The 15,414-nt window shown below is 70.5% G+C and carries 12 protein-coding genes; 9 read left to right on the forward strand and 3 right to left on the reverse strand.

The window, feature by feature from the left end:
- Positions 1-2 precede the first annotated feature (2 nt).
- The 8 genes from WA640_RS14035 (at position 3) to uidA (WA640_RS14070) (ending at position 11,490) form a co-directional block, all read left to right on the forward strand.
- On the forward strand, positions 3-827 hold the full coding sequence (locus WA640_RS14035; RefSeq protein WP_335988381.1) for an SDR family NAD(P)-dependent oxidoreductase: 825 nt from the start codon (positions 3-5) through the stop codon (positions 825-827).
- A 16-nt stretch (positions 828-843) separates the two neighbouring features.
- Entirely contained in the window at positions 844-2,634 is a 1,791-nt protein-coding gene (uidA, locus tag WA640_RS14040) for a beta-glucuronidase (protein ID WP_335988382.1), read from the forward strand.
- Positions 2,635-2,643: 9 nt separating this feature from the next.
- Positions 2,644-3,882 (forward strand): D-mannonate dehydratase ManD, encoded by a 1,239-nt coding sequence (gene manD, locus WA640_RS14045; RefSeq protein WP_442904758.1) that lies wholly within the window; start codon positions 2,644-2,646, stop codon positions 3,880-3,882.
- The gene (locus tag WA640_RS14050; RefSeq protein ID WP_442904762.1) at positions 3,876-4,415 is read left to right on the forward strand and encodes a gluconokinase; all 540 of its coding nucleotides are present in this window, start codon (positions 3,876-3,878) and stop codon (positions 4,413-4,415) included. Before manD ends, WA640_RS14050 begins: the two co-directional genes overlap by 7 nt.
- A complete protein-coding gene (locus WA640_RS14055) occupies positions 4,412-5,422 on the forward strand; it encodes an SDR family NAD(P)-dependent oxidoreductase (RefSeq protein WP_335988386.1) in 1,011 nt (336 codons plus the stop codon). The genes WA640_RS14050 and WA640_RS14055 overlap by 4 nt, the downstream gene beginning before the upstream one ends.
- 103 nt (positions 5,423-5,525) lie before the next feature.
- Positions 5,526-6,836, forward strand: a complete 1,311-nt coding sequence (locus tag WA640_RS14060) for an MFS transporter (RefSeq protein WP_335988387.1) — start codon at positions 5,526-5,528, stop codon at positions 6,834-6,836.
- Between the two features lie 13 nt (positions 6,837-6,849).
- Positions 6,850-9,471 carry a family 78 glycoside hydrolase catalytic domain gene (locus WA640_RS14065; RefSeq protein ID WP_335988388.1) on the forward strand — a complete coding sequence of 874 codons (2,622 nt, stop codon included), beginning with the start codon at positions 6,850-6,852 and terminating at the stop codon, positions 9,469-9,471.
- A 255-nt stretch (positions 9,472-9,726) separates the two neighbouring features.
- A complete protein-coding gene (gene uidA, locus WA640_RS14070; RefSeq protein WP_335988389.1) occupies positions 9,727-11,490 on the forward strand; it encodes a beta-glucuronidase in 1,764 nt (587 codons plus the stop codon).
- Between the two features lie 74 nt (positions 11,491-11,564).
- Here the strand turns inward: uidA (WA640_RS14070) and WA640_RS14075 are convergent, their stop codons facing one another.
- Both WA640_RS14075 and WA640_RS14080 read right to left on the reverse strand, forming a co-directional pair.
- Entirely contained in the window at positions 11,565-12,782 is a 1,218-nt protein-coding gene (locus tag WA640_RS14075; RefSeq protein WP_335988390.1) for an FAD-dependent monooxygenase, read from the reverse strand.
- A 19-nt stretch (positions 12,783-12,801) separates the two neighbouring features.
- Positions 12,802-13,695, reverse strand: a complete 894-nt coding sequence (locus tag WA640_RS14080; RefSeq protein WP_335988392.1) for a lipocalin-like domain-containing protein — start codon at positions 13,693-13,695, stop codon at positions 12,802-12,804.
- An 83-nt stretch (positions 13,696-13,778) separates the two neighbouring features.
- Between WA640_RS14080 and WA640_RS14085 the strand changes: the two genes are divergently transcribed.
- Positions 13,779-14,513: a TetR/AcrR family transcriptional regulator gene (locus WA640_RS14085; RefSeq protein WP_335988394.1), complete on the forward strand. Its 735-nt coding sequence runs from the start codon at positions 13,779-13,781 to the stop codon at positions 14,511-14,513.
- Between the two features lie 195 nt (positions 14,514-14,708).
- On the opposite strand, the gene WA640_RS14090 is transcribed toward WA640_RS14085, so the two are convergent.
- Positions 14,709-15,392 carry an NAD(P)-dependent oxidoreductase gene (locus tag WA640_RS14090; RefSeq protein ID WP_335988396.1) on the reverse strand — a complete coding sequence of 228 codons (684 nt, stop codon included), beginning with the start codon at positions 15,390-15,392 and terminating at the stop codon, positions 14,709-14,711.
- Positions 15,393-15,414: the final 22 nt, after the last annotated feature.

The following is a 15,414-nucleotide window of genomic DNA, read 5'->3' on the forward strand; positions in this document are numbered from 1 at the left end:
ACATGACCGTTTCCGTTCCGGACTTCTCCGGCACCGCCGTCCGCGACCTGCTCGACCTGCGCGGGAGGAGGGCCGTCGTGACCGGCGGCGCCCGCGGCCTCGGGAAGGCGATCGCGCTGCGGCTCGCCGAAGCGGGGGCCGACGTCCTCGTGGGCGACCTCGACGGGGACCTCGCGGCGGCGGCCGCGGCCGAACTCGCCGAACGCCACGGCGTCGACGCCGTCGGCGTGCAGATGGACATGGCCGACCAGGGCAGCGTCGCCGCGGCGGCGGACCGCGCCGCCGAGACGCTCGGCGGCCTCGACGTCTGGGTCAACAACGCCGGAGTGTTCCCGAACCGGCCCGCGCTGGAGATGGGCGTCGACGAGTGGGATCGGGTGTTCGCGGTGAACGCGCGCGGCGTGTTCCTCGGCGCCACCGAAGCGGCCCGCCGCATGGACGGCGGCGGCGTCATCGTCAACGTGGTCTCCACGGCCGGGTTCAAGGGCACCGCGCCCGGACTCGCCGCGTACGTCGGCTCCAAGCACGCCGCCCGCGGGCTCACCAAGCAGCTCGCGATCGAGTTCGCGCCCAAGGGCATCCGCGTCCTGGGCGTCGCACCGAGCTTCGTGCCCACCGAGGGCAACATGGCCGCCGCCGCGGCAGCGGCCGAGGCCACGGGCGTCCCGGCCGACCCCGCCGCGATCGCCAAGCTCATGAGCACCGGCCTGCTCGGCCGGATCGGCGTCCCCGACGACATCGCCCGCGTCGTCCTGTTCTGCGCCAGCGACCTCGCCGCGATCATGACCGGATCCACCCTGCTCGCCGACGCGGGCGACACCGCCTGACCCCTTGAGGAGAACCATGCTTTCCGTCACCACTACGTCCACACGGGACGTCACGAGCCTGGACGGCCTGTGGCGCTTCGCCATCGGCTCCAGGGTCGGCGATGAGCCGTGGACCGCGCGGCTCGACACGCCGCTCGAAGCGGCCGTCCCGGCCAGCTACAACGACCTGTTCACCGACCCCGAGATCCGCAATCACGTCGGGACCGCCTGGTACCAGCGGCAAGTGCGGATACCGCGCGGCTGGGTCGGGCAGCGGACCGTGCTGCGCTTCGGCTCGGTCACCCACGCCGCCAAGGTGTACGCAGACGACCGCCTCGTCGCCGAGCACACCGGCGGATACCTGCCCTTCGAGGCCGATCTCACCGGCGTCGTCGAGCCCGGAGCCGAGTTCCGGCTCACCGTCGCCGTCGACAACCGGCTCACCGCAGAGACGATCCCGCCCGGGACCGTGAGCGTCGGGCAGGACGGCCGCGAGAAGCAGTCCTACCTGCACGACTTCTACAACTACGCCGGGATCGCCCGCTCGGTGCGCCTCTACAGCACGCCGCTGCGGTTCATCGAGGACATCACCGTGACCACCGAGGTGGACGGGTCTGCGGGCCTGGTCGACTACCGGGTCGACGCGGGCGAGGGCGCGGTGCGCGTTCGGGCCGTGGACGAATCCGGCGCCGTGGTGGCCGAAGCCGAAGGCGCGCAAGGGTCCTTCCGCATCGAGGACGTCGTGCTGTGGCGGCCCGGCGCGGCCTACCTCTACGACCTGGTCGTAGAGCTGGTCGACGGTGGCGAGGTGGTCGACGCGTACACGCAGCAGTTCGGCGTGCGCACCGTCGAGGTCCGCGGGGCGCAGTTCCTCATCAACGGCGAGCCGTTCTACTTCACCGGTTTCGGGAAGCACGAGGACACGGTGGTGCGCGGCAAGGGCCACGACCAGGCGCACCTCGTGCACGACTTCCAGCTCATGCAGTGGTGCGGCGCGAACTCCTTCCGCACCGCGCACTACCCCTACGACGAGGAAGTGCTCGACTTCGCCGACCGCCACGGGATCGTCGTCATCGACGAGACCGCCGCCGTGGGCCTCAACCTCGGCGTCCAGGGCGGCCTCACCGGCATCGGCCCGCAGCCGACCTTCTCCCCCGAGACCTTCGGCGACGCCACCCGCGCCGCGCACGAGCAGCACCTGCGCGAACTCGTCGCCCGCGACAAGAACCACCCGTCGGTCGTCATGTGGTGCATCGCGAACGAACCCGCCTCCAATGAGGACGGCGCCCGCGAGTACTTCGAGCCGCTCGTGAAGCTCACCCGCGAACTCGACCCGACCCGGCCGCTCACCTACGCCGCCGTCATGTTCGCGCACGCCGGGAACGACCAGATCGCCGACCTGTTCGACGTGCTCGCCATCAACCGCTACTACGGCTGGTACGTCTTCACCGGCGACCTCGCCGCCGCCGAAGGCGTCCTGGAGCAGGACCTGCGCGGCTGGGCCCAGCGGTTCGGCAAGCCGGTCATGATGACCGAGTACGGCGCCGACACCCAGCCGGGCCTGCACTCGGTGTGGGACGCGCCCTGGAGCGAAGAGTACCAGTCGGACTTCCTCGCCATGAACCACCGCGTCTTCGACCGCATCCCCGAGTTCGTGGGCGAGCACGTCTGGAACTTCGCCGACTTCGCCACCGGCCCGGGGATCCACCGCGTCGACGGCAACAAGAAGGGCGTCTTCACCCGCGACCGCAAACCCAAGTCGGCCGCATTCGCCTTGCGCCGCCGCTGGACCGGCCTCGACGGCCGCAAGCCCGGACAGAACGATTAGGAGTGCCTTGTGATTATCGATCGTGCTGAAGTGATCGTCACGAGTCCGGACCGGAACTTCGTGACCTTGAAGCTGACCACCGACGACGGCCTGACCGGGCTGGGGGACGCGACGTTGAACGGCCGCGAGCTGGCGGTCGTGTCGTACCTGAAAGACCATGTCGTCCCGCTGCTGCTGGGTCGGGACGCGCACCGGATCGAGGACACCTGGCAGTTCCTCTACCGCTCCGCCTACTGGCGCAGGGGCCCGGTCACCATGGCCGCCATCGCCGCGGTCGACATGGCCCTGTGGGACCTCAAAGGCAAAGCCGCCGGCATGCCCGTCTACCAGCTCCTCGGCGGGGCCTCCCGCACCGGGCTCCTCGCCTACGGGCACGCCTCCGGCAAGACCGTCGAGGAACTGTTCGACTCCATCCGCGCCCACCAGGCCCAGGGGTACCGGGCGATCCGCATCCAGACCGGCGTCCCGGGCCTGAAATCCATCTACGGCATCGCCTCCAACGCCACCTACGAGGCGATGGAAGGCGTCCGCTACGACCACGAACCCGCCCAGCGCGGGGCACTGCCCAACGAAGAGGACTGGGACACCCGCTCCTACCTCCGCCACGTACCCACCGTCTTCGAAGCCGTCCGGAACGAGTTCGGGCCCGAGCTGCCGCTCCTGCACGACGCCCACCACCGGCTCACCCCCATCCAGGCCGCCCAACTCGGCAAGAGCCTGGAGCCGTTCGACCTGTTCTGGCTCGAAGACGTCACCCCCGCCGAGAACCAGGAAGCCCTGCGCCTGGTCCGAGGGCACACGACCACGCCCCTCGCTATCGGCGAGATCTTCAACACCGTGTGGGACTACCAGCAGATCATCCGCGAGCAGCTCATCGACTACGTGAGAAGCGCGGTCACCCACACCGGCGGCATCTCGCACCTGAAGAAGGTCCTCGACTACGCCGCCCAGTACCAGATCAAATCCGGGATGCACGGCCCCACCGACATCTCCCCCGTGGGCATGGCCGCCGCCATGCACCTGGGCCTGGCCATCCACAACTTCGGCATCCAGGAATACATGCAACACGGGCACCGCACCGACCAGGTCTTCCAACAATCCTTCACCTGGACCGACGGCCACCTCCACCCCGGCCACCAACCCGGCCTCGGCGTCGACCTCGACACCGACCAAGCCGGCAAATACCCCTACGTCCAGGCCTACCTCCCCTTCAACCGCCTCCACGACGGCACCATCCACGACTGGTGAACGTTCAAGCGCCCCAAGCGGTCGTGGTCATGGGAGTCGCGGGCTCCGGCAAGACCACCATCGCCACGCTGCTCGCCGCGCGCATCGGCGGGGACTTCGTCGACGCCGACGACCTTCACCCCGCCGAGAACGTCGCCAAGATGGCCACGGGCACTCCGCTCACCGACGACGACCGGTGGCCCTGGCTCGCCGAGGTCGGCACGGTGATCCGCGAGCACCTCGCCGCCGGGCGGCCCGTCGTGGTCGCGTGCTCGGCGCTGCGCCGCCTCTACCGCGAGGCGATCATCGCCAGCGCCGGAGCACCGGTGCGGTTCGCGCATCTCGACCGCTCTTACGAACTCATCGCCGCGCGGATGGCCGCGCGGGCCGGGCACTTCATGCCCACCGGACTCCTCGACTCGCAGTTCGCGACCCTCGAACCGCTGGAGCCGGACGAACCGGGCTTCGCCGTCGCCATCGACGGCAGCCCCGACGCAACAGCGGAGGCGATCGCCTTCCGCTTGGACGACGCAAGGAAAGCGAGCCCCGCATGAACGATCCAGCGCCGCTCACCGCGCAGAGCACCATCGACGCCTGGCTGCGGCATCCGAAGGGCGAGCCGCTCATCAAGGGCCTCCTCGCGCAGTCCGGTGTCGCCGAGGACATGCTGGCGCCCGTACGGAATCTGCCGCTCCAGCAGCTCGTGGCCGTCAGCCAGGGGCAGATGCCGCAGTCGGTCGTGGACGACCTGGTGCTGCGGGCGAACGACGGCGTCGTCCCGACCGAGACCGCGGACTCGGGCCGATGGCGCGAGACCGTCGTGCCCGGGCGATTCGACGGCACGACCGTGATCGTCACCGGAGCCGCCTCCGGGATCGGCCGGGCCACCGCGTCGCGCATCGCACGGGAGGGCGGCCGTGTGGTCGCCGTCGACGTGACGGCCGACCGCCTGCATGAACTCGCCGAGGAGCTGCCGTCGGTCACCGCCGTCAGAGCGGACATCACCGATCAGGCCGACATCGACCGGATCGCGGCGGTCGCGGGCGAGCGCATCGACGGCCTGGCGAACGTCGCGGGCGTCACCGACGACTACTCACCGGTTCACGAGACCACCGATGCCATGTGGGACAGGGTGCTCGGCATCAACCTCACCGGGAGCTTCAAGCTGACGCGCGCCGTCGCACCGGTCATGCTCGCCGCAGGGAGGGGCTCGATCGTCAACGTGGCCTCGGAGGCGGCCCTGCGCGGGAACTCCGCGGGCACCGCCTACACCGTCTCGAAGCACGGCGTCGTGGGCCTGACCCGGTCGGCCGCGTTCATGTACGGCCCACAGGGAGTGCGCGTCAATGCGATCGCGCCCGGCGCGGTCGCCTCCGGCATCGCGATGCCCGCGAACATCTCAGCGGTCGGACACGCCCGCATCGCGCCGTTCCAGCAGGCCATCCCCTCACTGGCCGTGCCCGAGCAGCTGGCGGCGTCGATCACGTTCCTGCTCAGCGACGACGGCGTCAACATCAACGGCGTCGTCCTCCCTTCCGACGGCGGCTGGTCCGTCCAGTAGCACCGGTCGGCCCCTCGCTCTCCAACTTCACAACGCCCTCACCGCGAGCGGGGCGCCACCGGCACCCGGCGCACCGCTCGCACACCACGACAAAGGAGTCGACATGCCCGAAGACACTCGGGAACCGGCGGCGCAGTCCCTTCCGGACGCCGCACCCGGGGCGATCGCCGCCCCGCCCCTCCAGCGCGTCAGCACTGCCTACCTCGTCTGGCTCGCCGTCGCGGCCTTCGGCGGCTCGCTCGCCATGATGGTGCCGCTCTCCTACTCCCTCGCCCTGCGGATCGACGAGATCGCGCCCGGCCGCGAGGAGCTCCTCGGCTTCGTCACCGGCTCGGCGCAGTTCACGTACCTCGCGCTCAGCCCTCTGATCGGATTGTGGAGCGACCGGCTTCGGTCGCGGTTCGGCCGCCGCACCCCGTTCATGGCCGCTGGGGCCGTGCTCGGCCTGGTCGCCATGGGCGGCATCGCACTCGCCGGGAACGTGCTCCTCGTGGGCCTGTTCTGGGTGATCGGCATGGCGGGGTGGTCCGTTGCGGGCCAGGCGATCCAGAACCTCCAGGCCGACCGGGTGCCCGAGGAGCAGCGCGGGCGCGTCTCGGCGCTCACCGGCGTCGCCGTCCAGGTCGCGCCGGTGCTCGGCATCGGGATCGCCTACGCGTTCGCCTCCAATGAACTGCTCGTGTTCATGGTCCCCGCGGCCGTGGGCGTCGCCCTCATGCTGCTGCTCCCGGTGTTCAAGCCCGAGGGCGACTCGCGCGCGCTCGTGGGCGCAGGCGCCCACGTCACGGTCAAGGGCCTGATCACCAGCTACGGCTTCAACCCGCGGAAGTACCCGGACTTCGGCTGGAACTGGCTCGGCCGGTTCATCTTCTTCATGGGCCTGTACTTCAACACGACGTTCAGCACGTTCTTCTACGCGCAGCGCCTCGACCTGCCCGTCAAGGAGGTCGCCGGAGTCCTCGCGGTCATCGGGATCATCGGGGTGGCCGCGGCCGCGGGCGGCGCCGTCGCGGGCGGGTTCCTCTCCGACAAGCTCCAGCGCCGCAAGCTCTTCGCCCTGGTCGGCGCGGGGATCTTCGTCGCGGGCGCGGTGACCGAGGCGTTCGCGTACTCGCTGCCGCAGCTCATCGCGGGCATGGTGCTCATGCAGCTCGCGATCGCGGTGTTCGCCACGGTCGACCAGGCCATCGCCTTCGCCGTGCTCCCCGACCGCGCCCAGGCCGGCCGCTACCTCGCGGTGGTGGCCTTCGCGCAGAAGATCCCCAGCGCGATAGCGCCGCTCATCGCGCCGTTCATCATCACCGTCGGCGCGGGCGGCGGCGACAAGAACTACACGCTGCTGTACCTGTGCGGCGCGGTCTTCGCGCTCGCGGGCGGCCTCGTCATCGCCACCAAGATCAAGTCCGTCCGATAGCGAAAGGCACGCAATGACTCAGCAACCCCAGGGCCTGCGGATCGACTCCGGCGGCGACCAGTTCCCCGTTTCAGGGCCCGCGCCGCGGCTCTCCTGGCTGCCGGTAGCCGACGCCGGCCGGTACCGGCTCGAAGCGGAGGTGGACGGCGAGGCGCAGACGCCGGTCGAGGTGGACGGGCACCGGTTCGTGCCGTGGCCGTGGGCGCCGCTGGGCAGCGCCCGGCGGGTGCGATGGCGGGTGCGGACCGGCGACGCGGTCTCAGACTGGCACGCGTTCGAGAGCGGACTGTTCGAGGCCGACTGGACCGCGGAGTGGATCTCCCCGGTCGAGACCGGCGACGAGCCGTTCGGGCAGCGACCGGCGTACACGTTGAGCACGGACTTCGAAGCGCGGGAAGGCGTGCGATCGGTGCGGCTGTACTCGACGGCGCTGGGGGTGTACGAGGCGTTCGTCAACGGCGTCCGTGTCGGGACCGCGGAGCTGTCGCCGGGGTCGACCTCCTACGACCGAACCTTGTACGCGCAGGCCGCCGCGGCCGCGGTGCTGCCGGGCGCGAACCGGATCGAAGTGCTGCTGTCGGACGGCTGGGTGCGCGGTGAAGTCGGCGCCTTCCGCGAACCCGCCGGTTGGGACGGCCCCACGGGCGTGCGGCTCGAACTCCACATCGCGTACGAGGACGGCGCAACGCAGGTGGTGCGCAGCGACAGGTCGTGGACGAGCCGCCGCTCCCAGGTGGTGCGCGCGGGGTTGATGGACGGCCAGACCGTGGATCTGCAAGCTGCAAGGGAGGACCCGGTGCCGGTCCTGACCTGCCGGGTCGAAGCGCCGCCCGTGGACTGGTCCCCCGCGCCGCCCGTCCGCGTGGTGGAGACGCGGCCCGCGGTGTCGCTCAAGCAGATCGATGACGGCACCTGGATCGCCGACTTCGGCCAGAACGCCTCCGGATGGATCGCCCTGGGCGACCTCGGCCCGGCCGGGACCCGGACCGTCATCGAGTACGGCGAGCACCTCGGCCCCGACGGCGACCCGACGACCGCGCACCTCGACGCGACCTCGCCTGAAGGCAAGGAGGTGGTGTTCCGTCAGCGCGACGAGGTCGTCTCCTCCGGTGCACCAGGGATGTTCGAGCCACGGCACACCGTGCACGGCTTCCAGTACGCCCGGATCACCCGGGACGCGCCGCTCGACGCGGAGGCGGTGGCGATGCGGGTCGTCCACAGCGATCTGGCGCCGGTGGGCGACTTCGCTTGCAGCGACACGGATCTGAACCGGCTGCACGAGGTCGCGAAATGGAGCTTCCGCGGGAACGCGGTGGACATTCCGACGGACTGCCCGACCCGCGAGCGCATCGGCTGGACCGGCGACTACCAGGTGTTCGCGCCGACCGCGACGCGCCTGTACGACGTCCTGGGGTTCAGCCGCAAGTGGCTGCGCAGCGTGCGCGACGACCAGTGGGAGGACGGGCGCATCGCGAGCTTCTCCCCCGACGGGCGGCGCACCAAGCTCAACCCGCAGCTGCGGCTCGCGATGATGACCGGCTCGGCAGGGTGGGCCGATGCCATCGTGCTGGTGCCGTGGGAGCTGTACACCGCATACGGCGACACCGAAGTGCTCGCGGAGAACTGGGAGGCGATGGTCCGGTGGGTCGAGTGGGCCCTCGGCAATGCCGCCTCGGCGCGGCACGCCTCGCGCATCGAGCGCTCGGCCGAGCCGCTGCCGCACGAGCGGTACCTCTGGGACGGCTCGTTCCACTGGGGAGAGTGGTGCGAGCCGAAGCCGAAAGGCCCGGACGGGAAGGCGTACGACCCGATCCAGGTGAACCCGACCGCATGGTTCACCTCGGACAAAGGCGAGATCGGCACGGCGTACCTCTACCGGTCCACGAGCGTCCTGGCGCGGATCGCGGGCCTGCTCGGGCGATCGGAGGAGGCAGAGCGTTACTCCGCGACCGCGGCGCGGGTGCTGGACGCGTGGCGCACCGAGTTCCTCGACGAGCACGGCCGCACCGCGGTCGACAACCAGCCGAGTTATGTGCGGGCGTTGCATTTCGGCCTCATCCCGGAGGGGCTGCGGGAGCGCGCGGTGAACCGACTTGCGGAGCTGATCCGCGAGGCGGACACGCACTTGACGACCGGGTTCCTGGCGACTGCCGACCTGCTGCCGGTCCTGGCCGACCACGGCCGCGCCGACCTCGCGTACGAGCTGCTGTTCCAGCGCACCGAGCCGTCGTGGCTGGGGATGCTCGACCGCGGCGCGACGACGATCTGGGAGAACTGGGACGGCGTGGACGAGGACGGCGAGGCGCACGAATCGCTGAACCACTACAGCAAGGGCGCGGTGATCCGCTTCCTGCACACGCACACCCTCGGGCTGCGGCAGGACGAGGACTCGGCGGCGTGGGAGTCGTTCACCGTGGCGCCCGTCCCGCACGCGTCGCTGACGTGGGCGCGCGGACACCTCGACACTCCCCAGGGGACGATCAGGGTCGACTGGGCGGTCGAGGGCGGCGAACTCGCCCTCACCGTCGAGGTCCCGCCCGGGACCTCCGCCACGATCATCCTCCCCGACGGCACGACCCGCGCCGCCGCGCCCGGCGTCCACCGCGCGGCCTGCCGCCTGGACGAAGGGCACTGACATGGACGACCTCGGCCACTACTGACCCCCTGGACCTGGCGTACCGGTACCAGGACCTCCGGTTCAAGGGGGTCGTGCAGTGCGTCGTCCTCGGCGAGCCGACCGGTCCGGCCGCGGAGGTGACCTCCTCGCCGCGGCGCGTACACGCGGCGGCTGCTGCTGGCATCGCCGGTGGCGGACCCGCAGGAGCAGTCGCGGCGCAGGGCCGCGCGCCGCCGTCTGACCGAATCGTCCCTTGAGGAGAGAGTGATCTGAATGCTGCGACCGCAGAACTCACCCACGCGCGAGCTGGTGAACCTGGACGGGCTCTGGCGCTTCGCCCTGGACGACGACGCCGGACCTGAGCCGTGGACCGGCGTCCTTCGGACCGACCTCGAAGCGCCCGTTCCCGCGAGCTACAACGACGTGTTCGCGGACGACGCGATCCGCGACCACGTGGGCTGGGTCTGGTACCAGCGGACCGTGCGGGTGCCGCGCGGGTGGGCCGGTGAACGGGTGCGGGTCCGCATCGATGCGGCAACCCACGAGGGTCGTGTCTATGTGGACGGCTCATTGGTGGCCGAGCACGTGGGCGGGTACACGCCGTTCGAAGCGGACGTCACGGACCTGGTCGAGCCGGGTGGTGAGTTCAGGCTCACGATCGGGGTGAACAACGAGCTGACGCCGACGACGATCCCGCCGGGGTTCACGACCACGACCGACGACGGCCGCCGCAAGCAGCTCTACCGGCACGACTTCTACAACTACGCGGGCCTGGCGAGGTCGGTGTGGCTCTACAGTGTCCCGGCCGTGTCGGTCGAGGACGTCACGGTGGTCACCGGTCTCGACGGGACGACGGGCGTCGTCGAGTACGAGGTCGCGGCCGGTGCGGCGGTGCGGGTGCGGCTGCTGGACGCCGAGGGCGCGACCGTGGCCGAGCGGGAGGGCGCCTCGGGCGAGCTCCGGGTCCCGGACGCGCGGCTGTGGCGTCCGGGGGCGGCGTACCTGTACGAGCTGGTCGCGGAAGTCGTCGAGGACGGTTCGGTCGTGGACTCGTACTCACTGCCGGTCGGCATCCGCACGGTCGAGGTGCGCGGCACCGAGCTGCTGATCAACGGGGAGCCGTTCTACTTCAAGGGCTTCGGGAAGCACGAGGACACCGCGGTGCGCGGCAAGGGCCACGACCCGGCGTACATGGTGCACGACTTCCGGCTCATGGACTGGTGCGGCGCGAACTCGTTCCGCACCTCGCACTACCCGTACGCCGAAGAGGTGCTCGACTACGCGGACCGGCACGGGATCGTGGTCATCGACGAGACCGCCGCGGTGGGTCTCAACCTCGCGATCGGCGGCGGGATGCGCACCGGTGCGGTGGAGCGGACCTTCGGCGAGGACGGCTTCGGCAAGGCGACCCGCGAGGCCCACGCGCAGGCGATCCGGGAGCTGATCAAGCGCGACAAGAACCACCCGTCGGTCGTCATGTGGTGCATCACGAACGAGCCCGCCTCGTTCGAGGACGGCGCCCGCGACTACTTCGCGCCGCTGGTGGACCTGACCCGCGAACTCGACGCGACGCGGCCGGTCACGTACACCAATCTCGTCTTCGCGACCTTCGAGACCGACACGATCGCGGACCTGTTCGACGTGATCTGCCTGAACCGCTATTACGGCTGGTACAACGACACCGGCGACCTCGCCAGCGCCGAAGCGCATCTGGAGGCGGAGCTGCGCGGCTGGGAGGCGCGGTTCGGGAAGCCGCTCGTCATGACCGAGTACGGCGCGGACACCCTCGCCGGGCTCCACTCGGTCAACGCGCAGCTGTGGACCGAAGACTTCCAGTCCGCGCTGCTGGAGACGTACCACCGGGTCTTCGACCGCGTCCCTGCCGTCATCGGCGAGCAGGTGTGGAACTTCGCCGACTTCCAGACCATGGCCGGGGTCTTCCGCGTCGACGGCAACAAGAAGGGCGTCTTCACGAGAGACCGCCGCCCGAAGGCGGCCGCCCGCGTGCTCCGGAAGCGCTGGCGGGGCGAGGATTGAGACCGGTTGCAGGCGGCGACCCTCGGCATCTGAGCCCGCCCGGATCGGGCGGACTCGGATACCGAGGCCGGTCCTCAGACGGCGGCGATGTCGATTGCCTTGTGCTCCATGCCCGGAGGCTGGGCGCGGCTGCCGAGGACTCTGCTGAGGACCGGTGAGCCCATGAGCCGCGTCATCACGGCGCGCGCGAGGTACTCCTTGCGGTCATGGGGCGTGAACAGGCTTCGCGTGGTGAACGCCGACTCCTGCTCCACTGCGATGAACGGGCGCAGGCGGGCTTCCCATTCGCGGAGCGCGCCGGGAACGTCGCCGCCGTGGCGCTCCAGCATGGTGCCGAGCAGTTCGCCGCCCGCGATGCCGCTGGAGGCGCCCATGCCCGCGTACAGGGTCACGCACCAGGCGGCGTCGCCGACCAGGACGACCCGGCCGTCGTGCCAGCGCGGCAACCTGACCTGGTTGACCGAGTCGAAGAGGTACTCGTCGGCGGTCTCGAACCGGTCGAACAGCTCCTGGAGGATCGGGCCGGGCGGCTGGGGGCCGAACGCGGCCTTGACGGACTCGATCGGGGCGCGGCTGAATTCGGCGTCGACGTTCTGCGTGCGGTAGGAGAACAGCAGGCTCGGCGGGTGGTCCTTGAACGGGAACACCCAGGCGGAGCGGCCGGGTTCGGCCAGGATCATGCCCTCGCCTGTGCCGTAGCCGGTGACCGGCCGGTCGAGGAGGGTCACGCCGACTATGTAGTCGAGCGGGTGCAGGAAGTCCGCGGGGCCGAAGGCGAGCCGACGGACCGTGGAGCGCATCCCGTCGGCGCCCACGACCAGGTCGAACCGCTCGGTGGTGGTCGTGTCGGCGGCGGTGTCGTGGAGGTCGACCTCGGCCGCGGTGGTGTCCTGCGCGATGCGGGTCGGGACGGTCGAGTAGCGGATCTCGACGTCGTCGGGAAGGGCGTCGAAGAGCGCCCGTTCGGCGTCGCCGCGCAGCAGGGTCCGAGGCGGGTTGGGGCCGAGGGTGGCCGGGTTCATGCCCGTTCTGCGGCGCCCGGCGCGGTTGACCGAGTCGAGGCGCACGTCAGGGCCGCTGCGGTCGCCGATGGCGTCGAGCACGCCCAGTCGCTGCGCGGAGGCGATCCCGGCGCCGAACAGCATGATGAAGTATCCGCCGGAGCGGCGCGCAGGGGCGCGTTCGATCACGACCGGCTCCCAGCCGATCTGCCGCAGCCGCAACGCGGTCGCGATTCCGGCGATCCCGAGGCCCACCACCAGCGCACGGGGGCGTCCATTGAGGTTTCCCATTGCATTGCTCCTTTCGGATTCAGGCGTGGTGCCTGGTCGTCTCGGGACCGCTGGGACCGACGATGTCGTGGTAGCCGTGTCCGGTCACCTCGCGTCCGGCGAAGGTTCCGGCGACCGTGCACACGTTGGTGGAGTCGCCTTCGGTGGCGTCGAGGCGGCGGTAGGTGATCTCCAGCGACGCTTCCAGATCGGGAATCGCAAACAGGTAGCCGCCTTCGTGCGCAGTCCGCTGTGCGCCGGTGATGACATGCGTGCCGTCGGGCTTGAGGGCGGTGAGCCATGAAACGCCGTCCCCCGTGGTGTCCCAGACGCTGAGGTAGCGTCCGTCGCCGAGGTCGAGGCCGAACCACAGGAAGCGCGGCGGGTCGGCGGGTCCGGCGATCCATTGGCGGTCGAACCAGGTGCGTCCCTTGACGTTCCGCTCGACGCCGTCGATGGTGATCGTCCCCGTGGCGGCGAGCCCGGGCAGGGAGAGCTGTCCGGTCCGGCCGCCGAGGAAGGGGAAGACGCCGCTGCCGCCGTTGTAGAGCGCGGGTTCGGTGCGGCGCAGGGCGAGCCGGAACGCGGCGTCGTCGGTGGCGCCCGAGGTCGTGAACTCGTCGGGGCCGCCGCTCATGTCCAGCAGGGAGGTCTGGACGTCAAGGCGATCGGCGGCGGCCTTGACTTCGGCGGCGGGCTCGGCGGTGTGGCGCTCGTCGGCGCGCCTGTCGCTGTCGCGGAGCACCGAGACGGTGCTGACGTAGGACTCGCCCATCTGGATGACGTGGGTCTTCGTCCAGTAGATGTCGCCGTCGTCGTCGCGCAGTCTGGAGGCGAACCACCAGGAGTCGCCCGCGTCCGAGGCGGTGGGAGCGAGGTCTGCGGAGAGGTCGAAGAGCACGGGGTGTGCGGTGGTCGTTTTGTGGGAGTTCATGGCCAGACCCTACCCCACTTGAGTACCAGTTGACCAGATTTGAAATTTGGTCAATCAGAATTGTGGCGTGAGATACTGGGCCCATGACGCACGACCGCCCGGCCACAGCACCGCAGCCCGAACACGAACGCGCCGAACGCATCCTCGACGCGGCGCGCGAACTGCTCACGGCATGGGGCTACAAGCGCGTCACCGTCGACGAGATCGCCCGGCGCGCGCGCATCGGGAAGGGGACGGTCTACCTCCACTGGAAGACCAAGGAGCAGCTCTTCACCGCGCTGCTGCGCCGCGAGCTGCGCCGGCACGTGCACACCGTCGCCGCGGGCATCGAGCGGGACCCGGACGCCGCCCGGCCGAGCAGGGTCGCCCGGGAGGTGTTCGCCGAACAGGCCCGCGCGCCGATCCACCGGGCGATGCTCGCCGGAGACGACGAACTCCTCGGGGCACTCGCCGTCTCCGGGACCGGCCTGCCGGTGATCCGGGAGCTCGGGTTCGGCGAACTACTTGCACGCCTAGTCGAAATCTGGCGCGCCCACGGCCTCCTGGCTGAGACGATCCCCGCGGCCGACCAGGTGTTCATCATCGACATGGCCCTGCACGGGGCCGTCACCGGCGGCGTCGTCACCGGCCTCGACAACTCCGACTACCCGACCGAGCACCGAGCCGACCTCCTCGCCCACACCATCCGGACGGCCCTCGAACCAGCCGGGCCCCCGAACCCGGCCCGCCTCCGAGCCGCTGCGCAAGCGGTCCTCACCGCACTGGAGGACGCCCGGCACACGCTCGACGCCCCCGAGCAGCACCCAGTAGACCGCTGAAAGGCGGCCACGACGGCCACGTTCAAGCCCCCCGACCAGCAAGCAGCCATCGCCCACACCTCTCGGTCACTGATGCGCAGCCACCACCGGCCCACCTGACTCAGGTTGGGGCCGCGGCGGTCAGCGGGTCAGGAGGACGCGAAGCTGACCTTCGATCTCGCGGAGGAGGTCCTCAATGGGCACGGTGCGGTCGGGTCAGTAGCCGACGGTGAACCGGCGCTGGACGTGGCGTGCGGTCTCTGCTTCGTCGACAGCGGCCATGGCCAGGTCTTCGAGGCTGATGTCGCTGGTGCCGTCCTCGCGGACCAGCAGCTGGTCGCCGCCGATCCGGAAGCGGCCGGTGCGGCCGCCAGGGCGGATGAGGCCGGCGGACGGGCTGATGTAGGTCCACCGCCGATTCGAGGCGCGGTAGATCGCGAGGGCCTCGACCCCGGCCCTGACGGCGTTCGCGTACTCGACGGGGACGTCGAGGGCCTCGGGCAGGCCTTCGGCGAAGCCCGGCACGTCGACGACCATGAGACCGGGGGCCACTTCCAGGCTTCCGGCGCCGCCCATGACGATGAGCCGGGTCACGGGATGTGATTCGAGGGCTTTGAGCATTGCCGTTGCGGCCCTGGGAAAGACGTCGGCGTTGGCGATGGTGTCCGCCACGCCCCGCCCGGCGTTGATGGCCTGGATGACGACGTCGAGGCCGCCGATCGCATCGGCGACGGCCACCGGGTCGAGGATGTCGGCGACGGCCCAGCGCACCGACTCGTCGTCCCGACCCAGTCGGGCCGGGTCGCTGGTGAAGGCGGTGACCTGGTGTCCGCGTTCCGCGGCCTCCAAGACGATCTGACCGCCGATGGCGCCGGTCGCGCCGAAGACTCCGATCCGCATTGCGGGCTCCGTTCTCGAAGAA

The organism is Glycomyces sp. MUSA5-2, assembly GCF_037034145.1.
GTDB classification, from domain to species: Bacteria; Actinomycetota; Actinomycetes; order Mycobacteriales; family Micromonosporaceae; genus Glycomyces; species Glycomyces artemisiae.